Genomic DNA, 23,264 nt, shown 5'->3' with positions numbered 1-23,264 from the left:
GCGCTCATCGGAAAGGCTGCCATTTCAGTCCACGCTCAGCCGGTAGCCGATGCCGCGCACCGTCTGCAGCCAGACGGGGTTGGACGGGTCGTCCTCGATCTTGCGGCGCAGGCGGTTGATCTGCACGTCGATCGTGCGCTCGCCGACTTCGGCATCGTCGCCGATCAACTCGTGGCGCGGGATGGTTTCGCCGGCACGTTGCGAAAAGAGTGTCATGATCTCCTGCTCGCGGTCCGTCAGGCGGATGTGATCGGCGCCACGACGCAGCTCCTTGCGCACCACCGAGAAGGTGTAGGGACCGAAGATCACCTGGTCGACCTTGGGGGCCTGGGCCGGCTGGTTGCGGCGCAGGATGTTGTTGATGCGCAGCACCAGTTCGCGCGGGTCGAAGGGCTTCGACAGATAATCGTCGGCGCCGGCCTCGAGACCCTCGATGCGGGAGTTGGATTCCGCCAGCGCCGTCAACATCAGGATCGGCACGGTCTTGATTTGCCTGAGGCTCTGGGTGAGCGAAATGCCGCTTTCGCCGGGCATCATCACGTCGACGATCAGAAGGTCGAAGTCGAGGCCGACGAGCTTGCGTCGGGCTTCGTCCGCATCGGACGCGGTCGTCACGCGAAAACCCTGTTCGACCAGGTAGCGGTTGAGCAGATCGCGGATGCGCCGGTCGTCGTCAACGACCAGAAGGTGAGCCGCATCGTCCGAGACAGTCGCTTTTGTCGTCATTCCACGCTTCCCAAGTTGCAGGTCAGACCCGCGCTACGGCGGGCGTCAGTCTGCGGCGTTGTTCTTCATCCCGGCGAGAAAGCGCTTGACCGTTTCGCGCGCGCCCGGACCGGTTCTTGCCAATGCATCGGCTATGCGGCGGGACTGTGGCTCGGCAAGCGCACGCGCCAGTGCCTGGCCTTCTTCCGTCGTGTAGAGCATCCGCTGGCGCCGGTCTTCAGGGCCGGTTTCCTGGCGAATATACCCGGAGTCGATCAGTTGCTTCAGCACCCGGGCAAGGCTCTGCTTGGTAATCTTCAGCGTGTCCAGGAGGTCGGCGACTGTCATGCCCGGCTCGCGGTCGACAAAGTGCACGACGCGGTGGTGCGCCCGTCCGAAGCCGCTCTTTTCCAGGATCGCATCCGGGTCGGAGGTGAAGTCGCGATAGGCGAAGAAGAGCAGCTCGATGATCTCGAAATCGATCGTATCGTCATCGGCGGCGGCATCGTTCAGATACCGGGTGTTCTCTTTGGATTGGCCGGCCACGCGGTCATTTCCTTTCAGCCTGATTGCAACTTGCGAAACATTCGAAAAAATATGTCAGCTTTGTTGACATATTTTTACCATAGCATTAGCGTCCATGCTCGGTAAGCGAGACATTTGGCGTTGGCAACATCTGAAAGGATATGCCGTGCCGTTCCGATCGCAAATCCAAAATCACGAAATTGAATTTTCCCTCAATCAGTTTGCCGATAGACTGAAAGCAGGGCGATAATCAACTAAGAATGGCGCGCATGCGCCGGAGGATGACACCATGGCAGCGGTTCCTTTTGATCAGTTGGACGGACAGATCTGGTTCAACGGCGAGTTCGTCGCGTGGAAGGATGCCAAGATTCACGTGCTGACCCACGGCCTGCACTATGCCAGCGCGGTCTTTGAGGGCGAGCGCGCCTATGGCGGGCGCATCTTCAAGCTGACCGAGCACAACCAGCGCCTGCATCAGTCCGCCGAAATCCTCGGCTTCAAGATCCCTTATTCGGTGGAAGAACTGGACGCAGCCAGCGTCGAGCTTCTGAAGCGTCAGGGCTTCTCCGAGGCCTATGTGCGGCCGATCGCCTGGCGCGGCAGCGAGAGCATGGGCGTTTCGGCGCAGAACAACCGCATCAACGTCGCCATCGCCATCTGGCAGTGGGGCAGCTATTTCAACCCGGCCGAAAAGCTCAAGGGCATCCGGCTCGATATCGCAGAATATCGCCGCCCGGATCCGCAGACGGCACCTTCGAAGTCGAAAGCCGCCGGCCTCTACATGATCTGCACCATCTCCAAGCATGCGGCCGAGGCCAAGGGCTATGCGGACGCGATGATGCTGGATTACCGCGGCCGCGTGGCCGAAGCGACCGGTGCCAACATCTTCTTCGTCAAGGACGGCGTCATCCACACGCCGGTGCCGGATTGCTTCCTCGACGGCATCACCCGTCGCACGGTGATCGAGCTTGCCAAGCGCCGCGGCTATGAAGTGGTCGAGCGGGCGATCATGCCGGAGGAACTGTCCGGTTTCAGCGAATGCTTCCTCACCGGCTCGGCCGCCGAAGTGACGCCGGTTTCCGAAATCGGTCCTTACCGCTTCACGCCGGCGACGATCTGCGAAACGCTGATGAACGACTACATGAAGGAAGTCTATCCGGTTGCCGCGGCAGCCGAGTAACGGCATCCGGAATGCTCTCGAAAGCAGAAAAGGCGGCCCCCGGGCCGCCTTTTGTCTTGCTACGGATATGATCGCAGAATTAGGCGGTCTTCCCCAAGAATTGCCCGACGATTCCGCTCAGTACGCCGCCGCCGACAAGGCCGCCGATGGCTTGCATGGCGAGACCGGTCGCGGCTGCTTCTCCGCCGAGCATCTGAATGAGGAACCCGCCGCCAAGGCCTCCAATGGCGCCGACGATGGTCCGTGCGACGACACCGAATGCCTGCTGCTTCAACACTGCGCTGGCCGCGTTCCCGCCGGCGGCCCCCGCGATCAATTGGGTAATGATAGGCATTAATGCTTCCATTGATCCCTCCGTGTCGTGGCTCGTCGTGGACGCGCCACTAAAAGCCGATGAGCCGGCATCAATAGGTTGAAGCCTATTCCGGATTATTGTCAATTTGAGTGAAATGACGTTGCGGCGCCCGCTTCGTAGCCAATTGAAATGGCTCGATTTTAGGCAGAGGCAACCTCTTACAGGCAAAGCGGGAAAACGAAGCCGGCGGCGGGGGCGGCTGGAGGGAATGACCTTGCCGCGCATGATTCGTGCCGTCGGGAGAGCGAGGGAGGGTAATGCAGGCACGTCGGGAACCCCCGGCAACCGAACGATTGCCGGGGGTCTCGATTGTTAGCGATAGACGTAGACGATGCGTCGCGTTGCCGGCTCGACCAGAACGGGCTGGCCGTTGATGCTGACATAGTCGTAGCTGTAGTCGGGAACGCGTTGAACGGCCACGGTCTGTGGCAGTTCGGCACCGACGACGACTTCACCATCGAGATAGACGGTCTCGCCGGGGTTGGACGTGACGTAGGTCCGCACATTTTCCGGCGGCACGATCGGGTCGATCTGTTCGACCGGGCCGATCAATTCGTCGCCGCTGCTGACGATCACGGGGTCATTGGGCTGCACTTCGTAGGTGACGGCCGGAATGGCCAGGTCGGACCGGCGCTCCTGGACCACGACGGCAGAACCGCCAAGATCCGTCGTCAGATACTGGGAATAGACCCAGCCGCGCACGCCGCCGACGTCAATGCGGCACCACTTGCTGCCTTCGATGCAGCCGTCGATAACCGCGGTGCTACCGCGGGTCGCAAGGCCGACTGTCGGATATTGAGGGCCCGGACCTGTGCGGATGTTAAGGTCCGTCACCGTGGTCGCGGTCATGGCTGCAAAGGCGGACGGCGTACCGATCGCCAACACCAAACCCGCGGCCGCAGCGGCTCGCAACAGGGGGCGGGTAAGCTTCACCATCGTGTTTCTCCTTATATTGACGAGGGCCAAACGCCAGCAAGCGCGCGGATGTTCCCCCGGGAACGTCACGAAATGTGACGCTGTGACATTCTCCAGCCGTTGCCGAGGGCAGGACACGCCAGGAGAACAGGCAACGGGAGAGGGACAAAATGCAGAATGCTCAGCCGAATCAGAACAACGTCGCCGCGCGCAGCCTGAAGCCGGTCGTTCGGATCGTCGTCGCCGCGGAGATCGCGATTTCGGCGCTGCTGATGACCACCGTGCAGTGGCCGGCACCCCAGCAGCTGTCTGCACCGCAAATAGCCTCGCTTCGCTGATTGGCGCTGTCACCGCCGCCAATTGCCGCTATAGGAAGATGACGAGATCCTAGAGCGCGTTGCGATCTTCCAGATTCGCTTCCTACGCTTTAGGTTCTGGATTTGTCGCATGTCGTTATCGCAATACCGCTCCCAAATTTTTGCGCGACATGCTCTAGAGAGGCACACGCGCATGTTACAGGCGGGCATCATCCCGGTTACCCATTTCGAGCAGAACTGCACCGTGCTGTTCGACAGCGAGACCAAGGAAGGCGTGATCGTCGATCCCGGCGGCGACGTCGATCTCATCCTGCAGACCATCCGCGAAAACGGCATCACGCTGAAGGCGATCTGGATCACCCACGGCCATATCGACCATGCCGGCGGCGCCAAGGAACTGAAGGACGCCCTCGGGCTCGAAATCATCGGTCCGCACAAGGACGACCTGCCGCTGCTCGAAAGGCTCGAAAGCCAGGCGGAGCGCTTCGGTCTGGCGATGAAGGTTCAGAACGTCATTCCCGATCGCTGGCTCGAAGAAGGCGACACGGTCTCCTTCGGCGACCATGTCTTCGAAGTCCTGCATTGCCCGGGCCATGCGCCGGGACACGTCGTCTATTTCAACCGGGCGCAGAACTTCGCCCATGTCGGCGACGTGCTCTTCCACGGCTCGATCGGCCGCACGGACCTGCCCGGCGGCAATCACCAGCAATTGCTCGATTCGATCCGCGACAAGATCCTGCCGCTCGGCGATAGCGTCGGCTTCATCTGCGGACATGGCCCGGGTGGTCAGATCGGCGAGGAGCGCCGCACCAATCCTTATCTGCGCGGGCTCTGAGCCACCACACACGCTCACGAAAAAAGCCCATGTCTCTATCAAGACATGGGCTTTTCGATTCTTACGCCGAACCTGATTAGCCGGCGGTGCAGAAGTAGCTGCGGCCGTCGTAGCCGCGGAAGGTGCCGCTATCCGGGTTGAACGAGCGGTAACGCTGCGCGCAGTAACGGTACCAGGACGGGGTCCAGGGCTCGAGCGAGCGGTAACCGCCACCATAGCTGTCGACGACGACAGGGCGTGCCTGGTAGACCGGGCGAGGGCGGTAGGCCGGACGCGGCTCGTAATAGTCGTATTCCGGTTCCGGATCGATGTAGACGCGCTCGTTGTAGCCGCCGTTGTAACGCGGCTGCGAAGCGATCGCGCCGCCGATCAGAGCGCCGGCAACGAGACCTGCTGCACCAGCTGCCCATGCATCGTCATTATTGTGGTGATGCCTGCCGCCTGCCTCGGCGGCGCCAAAGGTCGGGATGACCATAGCGGCTGCGGCGATCGAGAGAACGGCGGCTTTGATGAACTTGTTCATTTGGCTTCAATCCTTCGCATGGACCGGATCAACCCGGCCTTCATGATGGAGGAAGGTTAACGCGGCCAAACTGAACCGAGCCTGAACAAAAAAACCCGGCAAGAATGCCGGGCTTCAACTGGAATCTGTCAGCAGATAACGGCGTTAGCCGGCGATCTGCAGGTTGACCGCCTTCGGGCCTTTGCCGCGGCGATCCGGTTCGGTGTCGAAGCTTACCTTCTGGTTTTCCGTCAGACCGGTCAGGCCGGAAGCCTGGACCGCGGAAATGTGTACGAAGATATCTGCACCACCGTTGTCAGGCTTGATGAAACCAAAGCCCTTGTCGGTGTTGAAGAATTTTACAGTGCCAGTTTCGGCCATGCGTCAGGTCCTTTTCTCTCCACCCGTTTGACGGACGGGTAGCATTGCAATGTGCCCGGATGGGCGTTGGCAGGCAGTTCTCGACGTTTGAGGAAAGGGTCCTGGTTACCGCAGCCAGCCATTGGAAGGGCCGCATCTCTGCTTCCCATCGGTCTGGCCGCCCGGAGTTTTTGCGTCTCCGGCCCGCTTTTATTTCAAGATCTTCCCATGTTCGCAGATTGCCCGAACGAAAGTAAGATTGATGGGTTTATTTTGAATTGGCAAGCAAAACTTTTCGGGATTGGTATTGCGTCTTGTCATTGCTCAAAAATCGGTCATTTGCGGCTTTGTGGGGCGCTGCGCAAAATATATCGCAAGCTGTTGAAATCACAGCTTTTTGAAAACAATTGCTGCAAAATTGAGTGGTTTTCGCCGATTTCTCGTGCGCGGCGCGTAAAGCAGGCCAATCGCTTGGGATGCGTGCCGTCGGCAACTCCCTGATATGTTTGAGGCTTCTCACGTCGGCGGTTTCTTACGTAGATTTCTTGCAGAAAATCTAGAGCTCTCGGGCCGGGTCGAAAACGCAGGGCAAAGCTACGCCTTCGTTGCGAAGCAACGGGCCTATTGCCTGAACAACAGCAAGTAAAGCCTCAGTCCAGCGTCTTGGCGGTGGCGTGCCTATAGTTTCTTGAGGAGCCCTCAGGCAGGTGCTGCGGCGCGGCGGCCCTTCGTCAGTTCAGGCACGATCTCCACCGTCAGCATGGCGGCAAAGATGATGGCGCAGCCGGCATAACCGATCGGGGTGATGACTTCGCCAAGCAGGAGAACGCCGAAGAGGGCGGCAAAGAGTGCTTCGCTCGACAGGAAGATCGCAGCCTGCGGCGCCGTGGTGTAGCGCTGCCCGACGACCTGAAGAATGAAGGCAAGGCCGCTCGAAAAGATGCCGGCATAGAGGATCTCGAAGAGCGCGCCCTCTATGGCAGCGAAGCTCAGGGGCTCGGTCGTGACGGCGAGGGCGAAGCCGAGCACGGCGCAGACGGCGAACTGCGTCATCGACAGCAGCATCGGCCGGCCGCTGCTTGGGGCAAACAGGCCGATGAGCAGCAGTTGTACCGCCCAGAACAGGGCGCAGACCACGGTCAGGTAGTCGCCACCCGTCAGCGTCGACAGCGTGCCGCCGCTCAAGAGGAAAATGCCGAACAGCGCCATCAACGCCCCCGGCCAGATCACCCAATGCGGCTTGCGGCGCAAGAAGATCACCGTCAAGACCGGGACGAAGACGACGTAGAGACCGGTGAGGAAGCCGGAATTGGTGACGCTGGTGTCGAGCAGGCCGAATTGCTGCGTCACGGCGCCGGCAAAGAGCGCCAGGCCGATGAAGATGAAATTGCGCACGGTCGTCAGCTTGATCGGTTCGGCCGCGCGTTTCGTTTCGATGATGGCCAAGGGCATGGCGACCAGTGTCGCGATCGCAAAACGAAGCGCGATGAACCACAGCGGGCTGATCGCATCCATCGCCGTCGACTGTGCAACGAAGCCGGCGCCCCAGATGGCGCCTGAAATCAAAAGCAGCAGATTGGCCTGAATGCGCGACATGTCGTTCTCTCCTCGGACAGGCGCGTCTAGCAGTTGCGTTTTCGCCGGGCAAGGCTCATCGTCGCCACGGTTGGGCGGAGTTGTTGTCGATGGAAACGGCCGGAGACACGGTGCCGGGAGAGGGCGCCGAGGAGGGGGCTCAGCTCCTATCACCCATCGGAGATCGGCGACCATGAGCGATGCCGGCTATTCAGGCACGCCGCTCGGGCGCAAGCTGGGGCTGAAAGACGGGCAGCGGGCCCTGCTTCTCGGGGTTCCAGCCGGGCTCGATGCGATCAGCGGTTTTTCCGGCTTTCGGGCCAGCGAGACCGAGATCGGCACCGTGGCCGCGCGCGACATTGACTATGCGCATGTGTTCGAAACGGAGCGATCGGTTTTGGAAGAGCTCGCGCCGAAGCTGGCTGCGAGATTGAAGCCGGACGGCATGCTGTGGGTCTCCTGGCCGAAGAAGGCGTCGAAGCGGCCGACGACACTGACCGAGGACGTTTTGCGCGAAATCTTCCTGCCGCTCGGCTTTGTCGACGTGAAGGTTTGCGCGGTCGATGCCGTCTGGTCCGGGCTGAAATTCATGTTCCGGCGCGAGGTTCGCGATCGGCTATCGTGAACGTGCGGCGCGCCGGCTATTGCGTCGCCGCCCGGGAGACCCTGAGCACGGCGCCGTCTTCCTCGTCCGTCACCATCAGCAAGGCGCCGTCGGGTGCCACGACGACGTCCCGGATGCGGCCGAATTCGCCGTCGAACAGCCGCTCCTCGGAGCCGATCGCGCCGCTGTCGTCGCGTTCGAGCCGGGCGAGCAACTGGTACTTCAGCGCCGCCACCAGAAGATCGCCATCCCATTCGGGAAACATCTCGCCGCGATAGACGGCAAGCGCGCCAGGCGCGATCGAGGGATCCCAATAGAAGAGCGGCTGATCGAGGCCTTCTTTCGCCGTGCCTTCGCCGATCTCGGCGCCGGAATAGTCCTTGCCGTAGGTAATGACGGGCCAGCCGTAATTGTGGCCGGGCTTCGGATTGTTGATCTCGTCGCCGCCGCGCGCGCCGTGCTCGACCGTCAGAAGCGTGCCGTCCTTCGGATCGAAGGCGATCCCTTGAGGATTGCGGTGGCCCTTCGACCAGATCTCCGGCAGGCCGCCGGTGCCGCCGCGATAAGGGTTCGATCCGGGAACGCTTCCGTCGGCATTGATATGCAGGATGGCGCCGGCATGATCGCGCGGGTCCTGCGCCCGGTCGCCTTCGCCGCGATCGCCGATGCCGAAGAAAAGGCTGCCATCGGGAGCGATTGCGATGCGTGAGCCGAAATGCTGGCCCTTGCCGGTAAACTTGCTCATCCGGAAGAGCTCCTTGACGTCGGTAAGCCCGGTTCCGTCGGCGGCGAGCTTTGCCCGTAGGACGACGGTGCCGTAACCGCCTTTGCCGTTGGCGGCCATCGTCAAGTAGAGCGTCCGGGTTTCTGCAAAACGGGGATCGAGCGCGATGTCGAGCAGGCCGCCCTGGCCACGCTCGGCGACCTCGGGCACGCCCGTCAGCGGTTTCGAGAGCTTGCCGTCGCGCAGGATCCGCAGCCGACCCGGCCGCTCGCTGACGATCAGGCCGCCATCGGGGAGTGCCTCGACGGACCAGGGGTGTTCAAGCCCGGTCGCGAGCGTCTCGACACGCACGGTACCGTGCTCGCTCGGAAACTCGCGGGCATCCTGTGCCCCGGCGCTCGGAGGAGCAAACGTTGCCAGCGCAACGGACACGGCCAGGATTCCGACCGCACGCGACCGTTTGCCCGCCCGTCCCGATGTTCCAGCGCCCGTATGCCGCATTCCGTTTCTCCCACACCGACTCGTTCAGCAGGCAAGCTGGGGCGATCGACGGAGCGGTTCAAGTCACATCCGATCAAAAGCGGTTTATTTCGAGATCGAGCCCGTCGTCAGCGGTACCGGACGCTGTTCGCCGATGAGTTCTGCATCGACGATGTAGCGCATCGGTCCCTGCTCGATCGCGTCGAAGGGCCAGCAGGTGGCGAGCGCCAGATGGTGGCCGCTGGCGGACGCGTTGATGCCGCTTTCGTCCCAGCGGGCAACCCGGCTTTCGCCGGCCCTAAACAGGAAGCGGCGGCCGTCCTTGCGGGTCAGCACCAGAAGGTCGCCGGGGTTGACGTCCTTCAGCCAGCGAAAATGCGTGTCGCGATGGGCGGCGATGACCGAGGTACCTTCGTCGCCGGGCAGTGGCGTCGTCGTCAACCAGGCGGGCCCGAAGGCCAGCGCTTCGCCGCTTGCGCCTTGGAGCACGATCACCGAGCGGTTGATCCGAGGCGCCGAGATTTCCGCGGCCGTCTGGAAATCGGCCCAGGGCCAGGGCTTGCCATCCGGGTTGCCGTGCAGTTGCGCCTCGAAGGTACGCTTCAGAAGCAGCTGCGAGACCTCGGCCTTGGCCTTCATGTAGAAGCCCTTGCCGATCAGAAGCAGACCGGCAAGGGCAATGAGCGAGATGATCGCGAGCACGATCGTTTCGACCGCCGAGAGGCGGGCGAGAAAGCCCGGCCGTGGCTCGGACTGATCCTTGTCAGCGGCCACGGCGGCGCACTCCGGCAAGCACGACGGCGGCGATCGGCGCCCGCCAGTAGACAAAGGTCGTGCCGGCAAGCAGCGCGAAGACGAGCAGCATCAGGCCGATCAGGATCTGCTTGTCGGCCTCCGTTGCCGTCTGCGGCAGGGCGACCTGGTTGTTGGCTTCCGCGAGCAGACCTGCCGCCCGCGCCGTCGGTGCGGCCAGCATGCGGTCGGCCGTGACCATCGCAAGCTTGGTTCGGCTTTCGAGCGCGGCGTCACGTTCGTCGACTCTGCCGGGGACAGTCTCGACAGGGGCTTCGCCGAAGACCTTTCCGAAGTCCCAGCCGGCGGGGAGATTGAGCGGCAGCTTCGTTTCGCTCAGGTTCTCGCTGGCGGGCCGCGACGGCGTCGCGTCGACGGCAACGAGGCTGGTCACGCGGGAGACCAGATGGTGGGCAAGTGCCACCGTCTCGATCCGCTTGTCGAGGGTCGCCGGGTCGGCGATCGTCGACGCGCTCGCCTCGAGGTCGTCGATCTTGCGGCGCGCCCAGAGCTTGGCGATGCCTTTGCCGGTCGAGGCCTTGGCGATGTCCATCTCCACCCGCCAGGGTTGGTCGCCGGCCTTGCCGAGGATCTGCAGCTTGCCTTCGGGTGCGGTGCCGTCGAGTTCGGCCGTCAGCACCACAGGCTCGCCGCGATAAAGATCGGGCATCGGGTTGGGGGTGATGTCGCTCGCCGAGGCGCCCTCGAAGCTCGCGGCGATATCGGTCATTGCGGGGCTCTCGAGCTTGGTGAAAAGCTCGCCCATGCGCGCGGCGACCTCGCTCTCCGAGCCGATCAGCGTGAAGGTGCCGCGGCCATATTCGGCCGCCTTGGTCATGAAGTGGCTGTTCGGAGCAGAGCCGATGCCGACGGTGAAGACGCGAGCCTCGCCGCGGTTCTTCTGGATCTCCTCGAAAAGCTGCGTCTCGTTGCCGATCGCGCCGTCGGTCAGGAAGACCACCTGGCGAAGCGCGCCGGGCTGGACCGGTCCTTGCGTGCGGAGGGCCGCTTCCAGCGCTGGCAGCATCTCGGTGCCGCCATCGGCTGTCAGGCTGCGCACATAGGCGATTGCGTCCTCCCGCTTGTCCGGTGTCGCTTCGACCAGCTTGGGAAAGTGCACCGACATGGTGTCGTCGAAGCGGATGACGTTGAAACGGTCCTCGGGCTTCAGTCTGGAGATCGCGAGCGCCAGGCTCTCCTTGGCTTGCTCCATCGACGGGCCGGCCATGGAGCCGGAATTGTCGATGACGAAGACGATCTCGCGCTTGACCGGCTTGGCGCCGGCCTCGTTTGCTGCTGCCGGCGGCGTGACAAACGAGAGCAGATAGGTCTTGCCGCCGACCGTCTCGCGGAACAGGCCGGCATAGGGGCTCTTGCCCTCGATCGCCTTCCAGCTGAGCTCGAAGTCGCGGTCGGCCGGCACGCTGTCGCCCTTCAGCGTCACGCGGCGGCTGAGATCGTCAAGATTGGCGATATCGACGTCGTGGTAGCCTGATTTCACTTCGCCGAGCGGGAAGCCGGCCTTGAGGTTCACCGTCAGTGCGACGGGATTGATCCTGGCGTTCTCTTTGGGGTCGAGGACCGGCGCTTCGATCTTCTCGCGGTTGGGGACCGGGTCGCTGACGGCATAGCCGGTGCGGCTGTCGAGATCGACGGTCTGAACGATCGGCTGCGGGTTGTAGCGCGGCGCCACGACCATGGGGAAACGCAGCGAATAGAGGCCGTTCGATTGGCGGACCGCGCTCTGGTACTCGATCTGCACGACGACCGTTTCGCCGGGACCGATATTGGCGACCTGGTTGGTGAAGATGTTCGGGCGCTGCTGTTCGAGCAGCGCTGCCTTCTTGCCCTCGGCCTTTGCCTGCTCGTAAATCTCCCTGGCCGCCTCACGCGCCTTGATCTCACCCTCGATGAAGCGGTCGCCGATCTGCATCTTCAGCGTGTCGACGGCCGAATCCTCGGGCAGGGGAAAGACATAGGTGCCCTCAACCCAGCCCTTGCTCGGGTTCTCGAAGCGCTGGGTGACGCGGGTGCGCATGATCGGGCCGTTGACGTCGATCTGAACGTCGGTCGCAAGGCGCGGCGCCTCGACGAAATAGCCCGGCTCCTTCGACGGAAAGAGCAGGGCGCCGGTGCCGATGTCGTTGGGGCGAACGTAGCCCGCCAGCTGCCGCGGCTTGGCATCAGCAGTTTGCGCGGTCGCCTGGGTCATCAGGCCGATGAACATCAGGATGCAGGCGGCAAGGGCTGCGAGCGCCAGGTACATGCCCCAGCGCGCTTCGCTCTGCCGTGTCTTCATGGAAGCGATTTCGTCGTCGAGAAACATTGCATAACCCCCGTAATGCGAATGTGTTCGGATCATCGAAGGAAAAGCCCGGAAACCGGCTGTTGCTGGACGGAATTGCGGCGTTCCGCGACAGTTGTGGTGGCTAAATTATGGCATTTGAAAAATTGCGGGATTGCGCTGATTTTTTTGAATAAATCGCGATCACCAACCGTTTCTGGCCGTTACGTTTCGTGGCCGTTCGAACGGGTGCCACAATCCGTTTTGTCGGCGCTCGACGGACGGTGATGCATCGCTCGGTGTCGCGACCTCCGATCGACGATGCTGATCGCATTCATGAAACTTTGTCATGGTGACGCTTTTTGCCCGCGTTTCCGGCGTTTTTGCCTATCCGGCGCTTGCAAGACCGGGCGTCTTTCGACATAGACCTAACCGCTATGGAGCCTGCCTTTTCGTTCCGTAGCGATCACCTCGTCTCGAAACGATCAGGACCTTCACCCATGGCCTTCCTTGCCGATGCCCTTTCCCGTGTAAAGCCTTCCGCCACCATCGCCGTTTCGCAGAAAGCCCGTGAGCTGAAAGCGAAAGGCCGCGATGTCATCGGCCTTGGCGCCGGTGAGCCGGACTTCGACACGCCCGACAATATCAAGAAGGCCGCCATCGACGCGATCAATCGCGGCGAGACGAAGTACACGCCGGTCTCCGGCATCCCGGAACTGCGCGAAGCGATCGCCAAGAAGTTCAAGCGCGAGAACAAACTCGACTACACCGCCGCCCAGACGATCGTCGGCACCGGCGGAAAGCAGATTCTTTTCAACGCCTTCATGGCGACGCTGAACGCTGGCGATGAAGTCGTCATCCCGGCGCCCTACTGGGTTTCCTACCCGGAGATGGTGGCGCTGTGCGGCGGCACGCCGGTGACGGTTTCGACCAAGCAGGAAAACAACTTCAAGCTCAAGGCCGAAGATCTGGACAAGGCGATCACGCCGAAGACCAAGTGGTTCATCTTCAACTCGCCGTCCAACCCGTCGGGTGCCGCCTACAGCCATGCCGAGCTGAAGGCGCTGACCGACGTGCTGATGAAGCACCCGCATGTCTGGATCCTCACCGACGACATGTACGAGCACCTGACCTATGGCGACTTCAAGTTCGCGACCCCGGTCGAGGTCGAGCCCGGTCTCTATGACCGCACGCTGACGATGAACGGCGTCTCCAAGGCCTATGCCATGACCGGCTGGCGCATCGGCTACGCCGCCGGCCCGCTGCAGCTGATCAAGGCCATGGACATGATCCAGGGCCAGCAGACCTCGGGCGCCACCTCGATCGCCCAGTGGGCGGCCGTCGAGGCGTTGAACGGCACGCAGGACTTCATTCCCGAAAACAAGAAGATCTTCGAAGGCCGCCGCGATCTCGTCGTGTCGATGCTGAACCAGGCCAAGGGCATTTCGTGCCCGACGCCCGAAGGCGCCTTCTACGTCTATCCGTCCTGCGCCGGCCTGATCGGCAAGACCGCGCCGTCGGGCAAGGTCATCGAGACGGACGAAGACTTCGTGTCGGAACTGCTGGAATCCGAAGGCGTCGCCGTCGTCCACGGTTCGGCCTTCGGCCTCGGCCCGAACTTCCGCATCTCCTATGCGACCTCGGAAGCCCAGCTCGAGGAAGCCTGCCGCCGCATCCAGCGCTTCTGCGCCGCCTGCAAGTAAGCGCGGGCGACCGTCTTTCAAAAAAAGAACCCGCCGGCAACGGCGGGTTTTTTCGTTCGTAAAGCGATTCAACCGTTGGCCATACTGATTCAAGTCGGCCGGCTAAGGCCTTGAAATCAGGTTTCATTCTCAGGCGCCGGGAACCTCGTCGTCGCCAACGATGCCACCCTCGCTTTCGAGGATCGAGAGGCGGCGGGCCTCGGAGCGGGTGAACTTCAGCCGTACGCCGATGCCGCGTTCGCCCTCCGGCAGAAACACCGCGCCGGCATTTTCGAGCGCATGCTTCAACGAGAGGATCACGGCGTCGCCGGGTTTCTCCAGCTTGCGCTCGAACTTGAGGATCGTCTCCTCGTCGACGCCGGAAAAGCTTGAAAGCATTTCGCGCGAAATTTCGATCAGCGCCCTGGCGGCGCGGCACTGTGGACCTGTAATCATCGTCACCTCCAGTTGCGGTGAGGATGCGCGAAGGGTGGCCGAGGGTCAACAACAAGCAGATGGCCCGCGGCGTTTCGACCGCGGGCCATCTGCTTGTTGTTTGCTTGCGGCGCGTTGGCGAGCATCATCGGCGTGCGCTTGCATCCGGACCGCTGGGGCCGCCCTCTATTTGCCGCGCATCGCCTCGATGAGGCCGGAGGCCTCGTCGCTGCCAAAGCCGGCGGCGAGGCGCTTTTTTGCCAGCCTTTCGATCGGCTCCATGAAGGCCGGATCGATGCCCAGGCTGCGGCTTGCGGCAACGATGTTGGTGATCGCCACCGATTGCATTGAGAGGTTCGACATCACGTCGCGGCCGTGGTCGCCGCTGTCGATCCGTTCGGCATAATCAGGCAGCGCCGTCATCATCGCGGCAAGCCAGGGCTCGACCAGCGGCAGGAACTGCTTCGCGGTGAAGCCGACGCTGCCGGCGAGCGCGGTTGCGTGCAGATAGCCGCCGAAGAGACCGTACATCGCCGACAGCAAGGCGAGGTCGCTGACCGCGGCGAGAACAGGATCCTCGCCGAGATAGTGGCTCTGGCCGAAGGCGGCCAATTGCTCCCTGGTTTTTTCGAAAGCATCGGCGCTGCCACTATAGAGAATGAAGGCATCCGGTGTGCCGATCATCGGCGGCGTCGCCATGATTCCTCCGTCGAGATAGCGTGCGCCGTACGCTTCAACGCGGGCCGCGACCGCCCGGACTTCATCCGGGCGACCGTTGGTGAGGTTGATGACGGTCTTGCCTGCGAGCATGGGGCCGACATCTGCCAGCGTCGTTTCGACGGCGGCGTAGTCGGTGAGGCATAGGATGAGGATATCGCTGGCCGCAATGGCTTCGGTGACCGTTGCTGCCCGGCGAGCGCCGCGGGCAACCAGCGCGTCGGCCCGCGCGGACGTACGGTTCCAGACGGTGGCGGTGTTGCCCGCGTCGATGAGGGTTTTGGCAAGTGCCGTGCCCATGGCGCCGAGGCCGATGATGGCGATGGATTTGGACATCGTGATTCTCCGCTCCTGGTTCCCCGCTCTGGCCCGCTTCAGGCCGCCGGCGACAATTGCTGGCCGAGGCCACCGTCGACGGTGAGGCGTGCGCCGGTGGTGAAGGTGGCATCGAAGGCGAGGAACAGCACGGCGCGGGCGACTTCGTCCGCCGTGCCGTTGCGGCCCATCGGGGTGATCGCATCGCCGAGCGTCTTGAACTCGGCACGTTCGGCGTCGGTGACGCCCGCCACGCCCTTGGTCGGCGTATCGATGAAGCCGGGGCTGACCGAGTTGACCCTTATGCCGCGCGGCAGAAGCTCGGCGGCAAAGACGGAGGCAAACGAGATCAGCGCCGCCTTGCTGCCGCTATAGACCGCCATTCCCGGATGGCCGCCGACATCAGCAACCGACGAGGTAAAGACGATCGAGCCGCCGCCGCGGATCAGAGGCGCCAGCCGCTGGACGGTGAAAAAGGCACCCTTGGTGTTGATGGTGAACTGGCGATCGTAGGAGGCCTCCGTCACCTGGTCGAATGGCTCGAGCAGCGATGTGCCGGCGTTGACGTGCAGGAGATCGATCGAACCCAGCTTCTGCCCGACCGTCGCCCCGAGTACAGCGATCTCGCCGAGATCGGCGATATCTGACTTTACCGCATGAACGCGGTCGCCGAAGCGCTGCTGGATCCGGGCGAGGTTCTCTTCGTTGTTTCCGGTCAGAAGCACCTCGGCGCCGCCGTCGACGAGCCGCTCGACCGTCGCCAGACCCATGCCATGCGTGCCGCCGATGACGACGGCTTTCTTGTCTTGATAGATACCCATTGTCGTTTCCTTCGATATCAGGCTTCGATGAGGAAGAGATAATTTCGTGGACGATATTGCGTAAGATGGGCAAACGTGGATGTATCGTCCACGCTTGTAGACATTGGAGGCCCGCGATGCGCAATCTCAACGACTTCATCGTCTTTGCCCATGTGGTCGATCACAAGGGGTTCGCGCCGGCGGCGCGGGCGCTGAACGTGCCGAAATCGACGCTGAGCAAGCGCGTGGCCGAGCTGGAAAAGACGCTTGGCGTCCGGCTGATCAACCGAACTTCGCGTCGCTTCACCGTGACGGAGATAGGCGAGGATTTCTACCGGCATGCCTCGGCGATGTTGATAGAGGCGGAGGCGGCCGAAGCCATCGTCAAGGGGCGCCTTGCCGAACCGAGCGGAACGGTGAGGATCACCGCCTCTGTGCCGACGGCTCAGATGATGCTGGCGGGGCTGCTGCCGCCGCTGGCGCAGGCCTATCCCAAGATGCGGGTGATGCTGCACGCGACGGACCGTTTCGTCGATGTGGTGCAGGAGGGCTTCGACATCGCGGTGCGCGATCACTTCGCACCGCTGCCTGATTCCGGCATGGTGCAGCGGCGGGTGGCAAACGATGCCATCCTGCTCGTGGCAGCGCCCGCCTACCTGGAAAATCGCGGGCACCCGCGCGAACCGAGCGACCTTTCGCGCCACGACGGGCTGCTGGCCTCCCTGACCTCGGAGGGATGGACGATGCGCAACGACGCGGGCGTGGTCGTCAGGGTGCGCCCCATGCCGCGGTTCCTCGCAGACGAATCCAACGTGTTGCTCGAGGCCGCCGTCTCCGGTCTTGGCATCACCGCGCTACCGAGAAAGATCTGTCGGGCTGCAATCGAGGCTGGAAGTCTTGTGCGTGTGCTTGCCGATTGGGAGGCAGGCAGCGTGACGACGACGCTGTTGATGCCGCATCGGCGCGGGCAACTGCCGTCGGTTCGCGCCGTCGTCGACTTCATCGTCACGCATCTGCCAGGAGAGTGAGGCTGGGCGGCAGCGAAGGCGCATGCTCGAAAAGAAAAGGCCCGCTAGGAGCGGGCCTTCGAAGCTTGTCTCGGTCGGTCGCTTAGCGCTCTGCGAGCGCCGGTTCGCCCTTCTTCTCGCGCACGAGGTTCATGAAGCGGCGGAAGAGATAGTGGCTGTCCTGCGGGCCGGGGGAGGCTTCCGGGTGGTGCTGGACCGAGAACACCGGCTTGCCGGCGACGCGCAGGCCGCAATTGGTGCCGTCGAAGAGCGAAATGTGAGTCTCATCAACGCCTTGCGGCAGCGACTTCGAATCCACCGCGAAGCCGTGGTTCATCGAGACGATCTCGACCTTGCCGGTGGTGTGGTCCTTGACCGGATGGTTGGCGCCGTGGTGGCCCTGGTGCATCTTTTCGGTCTTGCCGCCGAGTGCCAGCGCCAGCATCTGGTGGCCGAGGCAGATGCCGAAGACCGGGATGTCGGTCTTGAGCAGGTCCTGGATGACCGGCACGGCGTATTTTCCGGTTGCTGCCGGGTCGCCGGGGCCGTTCGACAGGAAGATGCCATCCGGCTTCTGCGCCAGCACTTCGTCGGCGCTGGTCGTGGCCGGCATGACCGTGACGCGGGCGTTGAGGCCGGCAAAGAGGCGCAGGATGTTGCGCTTCACGCCGTAGTCGAGCGCGACGATATGGTAGGCGGCATCGGTTTCGCCGAGCGTCGAATAACCTTCGTTCCAGACCCAGGGCTGCTCGTCCCAGCGCGACGACTGGCCGGAGGTCGCGACCTTGGCAAGGTCGAGGCCTTCGAGGCCGCTCCAGGCCTTGGCTTCCTTCTTCAGCGTCTCGATATCGAAGACGCCCGAGGGGTCGTGGGCGATGACGGCGTTCGGCATGCCGTTTTCGCGGATCCAGGCGGTGAGCGCGCGGGTGTCGATGCCGCAAAGGCCGATGATGCCGCGGGCCTTCAGCCAGGCGTCGAGGTGCTTGGCGGCGCGGTAGTTGGACGGCTCGGTGATGTCGGCCTTGAAGATGACGCCGACCGCGCCGTGGCGTGCTGCCGGCGTCAGGTCTTCGATGTCTTCGTCATTGGCGCCAATGTTGCCGATGTGCGGGAAGGTGAAGGTGACGATCTGGCCGAGATAGGAGGGGTCCGTCAGAATTTCCTGGTAGCCCGTCAGCGCCGTGTTGAAGCAGACCTCCGCCTGCACTTTGCCGGTCGCGCCGATGCCCTTGCCCTCGATCACGGTGCCGTCGGCCAGAACGAGCAGTGCGGTTGGTTTTTCAGTGGTCCATGCGGGTGTCGCGGTCATCGTTCCTATCCCGTTGCGGCGTGGAGCGCGGGGGCTTGAAAGCCCGGCAGTCGATCGCCATTTCTTTGCTCAGGCATGGACGCGCGGAAACCCCGCGGAAAAGTGCTCTCATGCCGATGTTGTGCAGGTGCGGGAAAATACCCAAAGCGCTTAGCCGGGTCAACCGGCCGCTGTGAATTGTCGGGAAATAAAATTCCTTATAATTCAAGCGGTTGCGTATTCCGTTTGATTGCGCCTGTTACACTGGTTTAAGACGACGACAACAATGATGGTTTCGAACCGGTTCCGGGCAGAGCACCGCGGGCCGGTTTTGACATGGAGTATGGACATGCGCGACCTGTTCGCTAACGCACTGAAGGAAGCCCTCAAAGCCAAGGACGCACGGCGTACCTCGACCGTGCGGCTGATCCAGGCGGCGATCAAGGATCGGGACATTGCCAATCGGGGCCTCGGCAAGGACCCGGTCAGCGATGACGACATCCTGCAGATCCTCGCCAAGATGATCAAGCAGCGCGAAGAATCGGCTCGTATTTACGACGACGCCGGCCGGCCGGAGCTTGCCGCGCAGGAGCGTGAGGAAATCGTCATCATCAACCAGTTCCTGCCGGCCCAGCTTCCGGAGGCAAAGGTGAAGGAACTCTGCGCCTCGGTCATCGCCGAAACCGGCGCACATGGCCTGCGTGATATGGGCAAGTGCATGAACGTGCTCAAGGAGCGCTATCCCGGGCAGATGGACTTCGCCAAGGCCTCCGGCCTGGTGAAGGAACTGCTCAAGTAGTTCCGCTCAAGTCAGTGCCGCCGCCCGTTGCGATAAGACGGGCGCCGCCACCTCGGCTTTCGCCGGAAACGTCGCTTCGAATGCGCGATCGATGAGCGCGAACTTCTCCGCCTGATAATCCCAGTATTCACGGATGAAGGCTTTGGACAGCCAGACCGCGCCGCGTCCGGGCGACCGCTCCCACCCCATATTGCCCAAAAGGGCTGCCTTGTCGAAGATCCGCTTGAGGTGGGTCTTGGAGATGATGAAGCGTTCGCTGAGATCGTTCGGCGAAACCGGCCCGATGGCGAGGCGCTCTGCCTCGGGGTCGAAGGCGCCGATGCGGGAAAAGAGATCGTCCATCACCACGCCCCCGGAATTGACCCAGGTGAAGAGGTCGAAGGTCGGGCCTGGACGACGGACCGTGTCGTTGCCGACAAGCGCGTGGGCGACGGCGGCCTGCAGCCGGCCGAACTGGGCCTGCTCTTCGCTTAGCCGTGCCAGCCGCGACTGGCCATCGAAGGCGTCGAGGATGGCCAGATGGGACTGCATCCATTTCCAGACATAGTCGAGTGCTGCCTCGGTAGGCTCCAGCGGCCGGCTGCGCTTGTCTGGCTGCACCGTGATGTAGCGGGCGAAGCGGTAGGTAACCATTTCCTGCACGAAGGATGCCGCGGTGTTGCGGCTGGCTATCCCGTGCATGACGGCATAGTTGATGAAACGGCCGCTGTAGAGGCCGCTCGAGGGATCATCCGGATCGCGGTCGTGATAAAGTGCAAGCCCGGATTGGGCCATCAGCCAGCGCTGCTGCGAGGCAAAGATCGAGGCGAGCCGCGGGTTTGCCGCATACATCTCCACCATGCCGCGCGCATAGCTCAGCACCGCGCCGAAGAAAGCCGGACTGGAGGCGAGCACTTTGACGGAAATGGCCATGGCAAGTGATCCAATTCGAGACGGCGAATTGATCCTTTTCGTCAAAGGGGTGTCAAGTGCTACTTTTGGTCTTCAGAAAATATTCATACACAACTTTTGATTGGGCGTCCGGCGTGCGATTCCCGTTTCGCTCCTGTGAATAGCGTGCAAGCAGGATCACTGTTGTAGCGCCCGCCGGCCATGCCGCCTATATGGAGGATCGACCAGAGGTATCCATGCGCTTTTCACAGTCCTTTCTTGACGAGATACGCGATCGCGTTCCGATTTCGGACGTGATTGCCAAGCGCGTTAGCTGGGACCGGCGCAAGACCAACGTCTCGCGCGGCGACTATTGGGCCTGCTGCCCCTTTCACGGCGAGAAGTCGCCGAGCTTCCACTGCGAGGACCGCAAGGGCCGCTACCATTGCTTCGGCTGCGGTGTCTCGGGTGACCACTTCCGCTTTCTCACCGATCTCGAAGGCCTGAGCTTTCCCGAAGCCGTGCAGCAGATTGCCGACATGGCGGGCGTTGCCATGCCGCAACCGGATCCGCAGGCAGAGCGCCGGGAGAAGGAACGTACAAGCCTGCTCGACGTGATGGAGCTGGCGACCGCGTACTTCGAGGACCAACTCCAGACGGCCAACGGCGCCAAGGCGCGCGCCTATCTGCGCGAGCGCGGGCTGACGGGGCGCACGATCGAGACCTTTCGTTTGGGCTACGCGCCCGACAGCCGCAACGCGCTCAAGGAACATCTCGCCGGCAAGGGCGTCGGCAAGGAACAGATCGAGGCCTGCGGCCTCGTTGTGCACGGGCCGGACGTGCCGGTTTCCTACGACCGGTTCCGCGACCGCATCATGTTCCCGATCCTGTCGTCGCGCGAGAAGGTCATCGCGTTTGGCGGCCGCGCCATGTCGCCGGACGCGCCGGCCAAGTATCTGAACTCGAACGAGACCGAGCTCTTCCACAAGGGCAACGTGCTCTACAATTTCGCCCGCGCGCGCCGTGCTTCGCAAGGAGCCGCACGTGACGTCGGGCAGGACGATGCGGCCGGAACGATCATCGCCGTCGAAGGCTACATGGACGTGATCGCGCTGCATCAGGCGGGCGTCGAAAACGCCGTTGCGCCGCTCGGCACGGCGCTCACCGAAAACCAGCTCGATCTCTTGTGGAAGATGACGTCGCAGCCGGTGCTCTGCTTCGACGGCGATGGGGCGGGCATTCGTGCCGCAAACCGCGGCGTCGACCTGGCGCTGCCGCATCTGAAGCCCGGCCGTTCGGTCCGTTTCGCCATGCTCCCCGACGGCAAGGATCCCGACGACCTCGTGCGTCAGGAGGGCCGTGGACCCTTCGACAAGGTGCTCGCCAACGCCCGTTCGCTCGCCGAGATGGTCTGGCAGCGCGAGGTCCAGGGCGGCGCTTTCGACACGCCGGAAAAGCGCGCCGAGCTCGAAGCACGGCTGAAGCAGGTGACATCCGTGATCGCCGACGAAAGCGTGCGCCGGCACTATGGCCAGGACATGCGCGACCGGCTTCACGCCTTCCTGCAATCCTCAGGGGCAGGGCGGGGCGAGCGGCGTCCGTTTGAACGCGGCGGTCGCCAAGGCGGTGGCGGCGGAGCACGCGGTGCCGGTCAGCCACGGGGGCCGAATGCGAGCGGGCCGACGGCAATCTCCGACCGGCTGGCGCGCTCGACACTGGTCAGCGGACAGCAGGTGGCGCCGCTTCTGAGAGAGAGCGTTCTGGCACTCACCATCGTCAACCACCCGCAATTGCTGTTCGACGAATATGACGAGATCTCGACGATCGAGTTCGACCACCGCGAGCTGCAGCGCTGCTGGGCGGCGGTGCTGAACGCTGCGGCTGCGCAGGGGCCGCGGTTGAACCGCGAGGATCTGCTCGAACAATTGCAGGCGGAGGGTTTTGGTGCGCTGATTACCGCGATCGACCAGCAGATCCGCTATGCGCGGCTCTGGACCGCGACAACGGCGGCCGCGCCCGAGGACGCCCGCGAAGGATATCTGCAGGCGCTGGCACTGCACCAGCGCTCGAAGGCATTGCACTGGCAGGTGCGCGAGCTCGAACGCGAACTGGCCCATGCGACCGAGGAGGGCGACCTCGAAGCCGTGCCACAGCTTTTGCGCACGCTTCAGGAAGTGCAGCACGAAGTGACGCGGCTTGAAAACCAGGAAGCGATCATCGAGGGCTTCGGCGTGCTTTCAGGCCGCGTGAAGGGGCCGGCGGCGCGCTAGCTGCTGGGTTTTCCCCGCAGCGAAAGCAGGCCTGTTCTCGGCGAAGTCTAGACTATTCGCGCCAATGATCGGCCACCCATGGCGATGGGCGAAGGTAGTGCCGGAGATAGCGAAACGCATTCTTCTCGTAACGGTCGGATGCAAACAGCCCGAGGATATGGCCAAGCGGGGTGGAGACCTTGTCCTTCTTGCCGAAGCGGCCTTCGATCGCATGCTGCGGCAGGAGGTTGCGCGGGAACAGCACGACGCGCGCGTCCTTGGGCAGTCGGGGTGCCAGGAAAAAGTTGAGCGGGAACGGCCGGCGGCAGTCCTGCCGGAAATGCAGGACCCAGCGGCGGGGGAAAAGTTTGGTCCCGCCCGGCGCATTGCGCGTGACGAAGCGCTGCTCGAAACGGTATTCGTCGGCAATGCCTTGCGGGTCGGCGCGGAACTTCTCCTGCAACGGCACCAGCTTGCCGACTGGATAGCGAAACAGCGAGGTCTGGCCGAGGCGCTCGAACGGCGTCGTCTGGTTGCGGGCGAGGATGACGTCGTCCGGTTCTCCCTCCTCGAAGAAACCATCGAGCGATCCGACGATAACCAGGTCGAGGTCCAGGAACAGGACGGGGCCTTTGAGATTGCCGAGCTTCGGCCCCCACAGCCGCGACTTCTGCCAGATGCCGGGCGTGTTCTTGGGCATTTCGCCGATGTCCAGCGGCGGCAAATCCTCGCACAGGATTTCCGGACGCAGGCCGTCGCGATTGTCGGTAAAGCAGGTGAAGGTGAAGGGCGGGGTGATGTTGCGCGCCACCATGGCGTAGAGCCGGTTGATGAACGGTGCGCCGTACTTCGTACCCCAGTTGATGCAGATGATCTGCTTGACGCCGCCGCTCGCCGCTAGAATATTTGCCATAATCACGTCCCGATTTCTGCGCGCCACTAAAGTACC

Annotated in this window: 25 protein-coding genes; 9 read left to right on the top strand and 16 right to left on the bottom strand. The window is 62.8% G+C overall.

Going from position 1 to position 23,264, the window contains the following annotated elements:
* Nucleotides 1-24 precede the first annotated feature (24 nt).
* Together IB263_RS11300 and IB263_RS11295 are read right to left on the bottom strand one after the other, a co-directional pair.
* Complete coding sequence (locus IB263_RS11300) at nt 25-726, bottom strand: response regulator (RefSeq protein WP_043618070.1); 702 nt, start codon at nt 724-726, stop codon at nt 25-27.
* A 45-nt stretch (nt 727-771) separates the two neighbouring features.
* Entirely contained in the window at nt 772-1,251 is a 480-nt protein-coding gene (locus IB263_RS11295; RefSeq protein ID WP_034788710.1) for a MarR family winged helix-turn-helix transcriptional regulator, read from the bottom strand.
* 268 nt (nt 1,252-1,519) lie between these two features.
* Between IB263_RS11295 and IB263_RS11290 the strand changes: the two genes are divergently transcribed.
* Nucleotides 1,520-2,410 carry a branched-chain amino acid aminotransferase gene (locus IB263_RS11290; protein ID WP_034788707.1) on the top strand — a complete coding sequence of 297 codons (891 nt, stop codon included), beginning with the start codon at nt 1,520-1,522 and terminating at the stop codon, nt 2,408-2,410.
* Nucleotides 2,411-2,489: 79 nt separating this feature from the next.
* Here the strand turns inward: IB263_RS11290 and IB263_RS11285 are convergent, their stop codons facing one another.
* Both IB263_RS11285 and IB263_RS11280 read right to left on the bottom strand, forming a co-directional pair.
* Nucleotides 2,490-2,756: a hypothetical protein gene (locus IB263_RS11285; RefSeq protein ID WP_034788698.1), complete on the bottom strand. Its 267-nt coding sequence runs from the start codon at nt 2,754-2,756 to the stop codon at nt 2,490-2,492.
* 321 nt (nt 2,757-3,077) lie between these two features.
* Entirely contained in the window at nt 3,078-3,701 is a 624-nt protein-coding gene (locus IB263_RS11280; RefSeq protein WP_090298497.1) for a DUF1236 domain-containing protein, read from the bottom strand.
* Between the two features lie 149 nt (nt 3,702-3,850).
* On the opposite strand from IB263_RS11280, the gene IB263_RS11275 reads away from it, so the two are divergent.
* Complete coding sequence (locus tag IB263_RS11275; protein WP_192357202.1) at nt 3,851-4,018, top strand: hypothetical protein; 168 nt, start codon at nt 3,851-3,853, stop codon at nt 4,016-4,018.
* Nucleotides 4,019-4,190: 172 nt separating this feature from the next.
* Nucleotides 4,191-4,832: an MBL fold metallo-hydrolase gene (locus IB263_RS11270; protein ID WP_060581775.1), complete on the top strand. Its 642-nt coding sequence runs from the start codon at nt 4,191-4,193 to the stop codon at nt 4,830-4,832.
* A 76-nt stretch (nt 4,833-4,908) separates the two neighbouring features.
* On the opposite strand, the gene IB263_RS11265 is transcribed toward IB263_RS11270, so the two are convergent.
* Together IB263_RS11265 and IB263_RS11260 are read right to left on the bottom strand one after the other, a co-directional pair.
* The gene (locus IB263_RS11265) at nt 4,909-5,355 is read right to left on the bottom strand and encodes a BA14K family protein (protein ID WP_034788692.1); all 447 of its coding nucleotides are present in this window, start codon (nt 5,353-5,355) and stop codon (nt 4,909-4,911) included.
* A 144-nt stretch (nt 5,356-5,499) separates the two neighbouring features.
* A complete protein-coding gene (locus IB263_RS11260) occupies nt 5,500-5,715 on the bottom strand; it encodes a cold-shock protein (protein ID WP_034788690.1) in 216 nt (71 codons plus the stop codon).
* 207 nt (nt 5,716-5,922) lie between these two features.
* On the opposite strand from IB263_RS11260, the gene IB263_RS11255 reads away from it, so the two are divergent.
* Entirely contained in the window at nt 5,923-6,195 is a 273-nt protein-coding gene (locus IB263_RS11255; RefSeq protein ID WP_127889314.1) for a hypothetical protein, read from the top strand.
* Between the two features lie 198 nt (nt 6,196-6,393).
* On the opposite strand, the gene IB263_RS11250 is transcribed toward IB263_RS11255, so the two are convergent.
* Nucleotides 6,394-7,290, bottom strand: coding sequence for a DMT family transporter (locus IB263_RS11250; RefSeq protein ID WP_192438496.1), 897 nt, complete (start codon nt 7,288-7,290; stop codon nt 6,394-6,396).
* Between the two features lie 172 nt (nt 7,291-7,462).
* On the opposite strand from IB263_RS11250, the gene IB263_RS11245 reads away from it, so the two are divergent.
* Nucleotides 7,463-7,894, top strand: coding sequence for a hypothetical protein (locus tag IB263_RS11245; protein ID WP_192438495.1), 432 nt, complete (start codon nt 7,463-7,465; stop codon nt 7,892-7,894).
* Nucleotides 7,895-7,910: 16 nt separating this feature from the next.
* Here IB263_RS11245 and IB263_RS11240 read toward each other — a convergent pair whose 3' ends face one another.
* The 3 genes from IB263_RS11240 to IB263_RS11230 all read right to left on the bottom strand — a co-directional run bounded on the left by IB263_RS11240 (nt 7,911) and on the right by IB263_RS11230 (nt 12,195).
* Nucleotides 7,911-9,098 (bottom strand): PQQ-dependent sugar dehydrogenase, encoded by a 1,188-nt coding sequence (locus tag IB263_RS11240; RefSeq protein WP_112975076.1) that lies wholly within the window; start codon nt 9,096-9,098, stop codon nt 7,911-7,913.
* Between the two features lie 84 nt (nt 9,099-9,182).
* Nucleotides 9,183-9,851: a class GN sortase gene (locus tag IB263_RS11235; RefSeq protein ID WP_371814079.1), complete on the bottom strand. Its 669-nt coding sequence runs from the start codon at nt 9,849-9,851 to the stop codon at nt 9,183-9,185.
* Nucleotides 9,841-12,195: a marine proteobacterial sortase target protein gene (locus IB263_RS11230; protein WP_192438494.1), complete on the bottom strand. Its 2,355-nt coding sequence runs from the start codon at nt 12,193-12,195 to the stop codon at nt 9,841-9,843. The genes IB263_RS11235 and IB263_RS11230 overlap by 11 nt, the downstream gene beginning before the upstream one ends.
* Nucleotides 12,196-12,653: 458 nt before the next feature.
* Here IB263_RS11230 and IB263_RS11225 point away from each other — a divergent pair, with 458 nt between their 5' ends.
* The gene (locus IB263_RS11225; RefSeq protein ID WP_112772253.1) at nt 12,654-13,856 is read left to right on the top strand and encodes a pyridoxal phosphate-dependent aminotransferase; all 1,203 of its coding nucleotides are present in this window, start codon (nt 12,654-12,656) and stop codon (nt 13,854-13,856) included.
* Nucleotides 13,857-13,985: 129 nt separating this feature from the next.
* Here IB263_RS11225 and IB263_RS11220 read toward each other — a convergent pair whose 3' ends face one another.
* The 3 genes from IB263_RS11220 to IB263_RS11210 all read right to left on the bottom strand — a co-directional run bounded on the left by IB263_RS11220 (nt 13,986) and on the right by IB263_RS11210 (nt 16,123).
* A complete protein-coding gene (locus IB263_RS11220) occupies nt 13,986-14,291 on the bottom strand; it encodes a hypothetical protein (RefSeq protein ID WP_060518687.1) in 306 nt (101 codons plus the stop codon).
* Between the two features lie 165 nt (nt 14,292-14,456).
* A complete protein-coding gene (locus tag IB263_RS11215; protein ID WP_192438493.1) occupies nt 14,457-15,323 on the bottom strand; it encodes an NAD(P)-dependent oxidoreductase in 867 nt (288 codons plus the stop codon).
* Between the two features lie 38 nt (nt 15,324-15,361).
* Complete coding sequence (locus IB263_RS11210; protein WP_192438492.1) at nt 15,362-16,123, bottom strand: SDR family oxidoreductase; 762 nt, start codon at nt 16,121-16,123, stop codon at nt 15,362-15,364.
* Between the two features lie 116 nt (nt 16,124-16,239).
* Between IB263_RS11210 and IB263_RS11205 the strand changes: the two genes are divergently transcribed.
* A complete protein-coding gene (locus tag IB263_RS11205) occupies nt 16,240-17,130 on the top strand; it encodes a LysR substrate-binding domain-containing protein (RefSeq protein WP_060606786.1) in 891 nt (296 codons plus the stop codon).
* A gap of 82 nt (nt 17,131-17,212) precedes the next feature.
* Here IB263_RS11205 and carA read toward each other — a convergent pair whose 3' ends face one another.
* On the bottom strand, nt 17,213-18,418 hold the full coding sequence (gene carA, locus IB263_RS11200) for a glutamine-hydrolyzing carbamoyl-phosphate synthase small subunit (protein ID WP_034788670.1): 1,206 nt from the start codon (nt 18,416-18,418) through the stop codon (nt 17,213-17,215).
* A gap of 328 nt (nt 18,419-18,746) precedes the next feature.
* On the opposite strand from carA, the gene IB263_RS11195 reads away from it, so the two are divergent.
* On the top strand, nt 18,747-19,196 hold the full coding sequence (locus IB263_RS11195; RefSeq protein WP_034789028.1) for a GatB/YqeY domain-containing protein: 450 nt from the start codon (nt 18,747-18,749) through the stop codon (nt 19,194-19,196).
* Between the two features lie 6 nt (nt 19,197-19,202).
* Here the strand turns inward: IB263_RS11195 and IB263_RS11190 are convergent, their stop codons facing one another.
* Nucleotides 19,203-20,108 carry a hypothetical protein gene (locus tag IB263_RS11190; RefSeq protein ID WP_246810994.1) on the bottom strand — a complete coding sequence of 302 codons (906 nt, stop codon included), beginning with the start codon at nt 20,106-20,108 and terminating at the stop codon, nt 19,203-19,205.
* 215 nt (nt 20,109-20,323) lie between these two features.
* Between IB263_RS11190 and dnaG the strand changes: the two genes are divergently transcribed.
* A complete protein-coding gene (gene dnaG / locus IB263_RS11185; RefSeq protein WP_060518677.1) occupies nt 20,324-22,336 on the top strand; it encodes a DNA primase in 2,013 nt (670 codons plus the stop codon).
* Between the two features lie 52 nt (nt 22,337-22,388).
* On the opposite strand, the gene IB263_RS11180 is transcribed toward dnaG, so the two are convergent.
* Complete coding sequence (locus IB263_RS11180) at nt 22,389-23,228, bottom strand: glycosyl transferase (RefSeq protein ID WP_210338234.1); 840 nt, start codon at nt 23,226-23,228, stop codon at nt 22,389-22,391.
* Between the last annotated feature and the right edge of the window lie 36 nt (nt 23,229-23,264).

This window comes from Ensifer sp. ENS03 (genome assembly GCF_014852035.1).
Classification (GTDB): Bacteria; Pseudomonadota; Alphaproteobacteria; order Rhizobiales; family Rhizobiaceae; genus Ensifer; species Ensifer adhaerens.
This window is presented reverse-complemented; position numbering and strand designations above follow the sequence as displayed.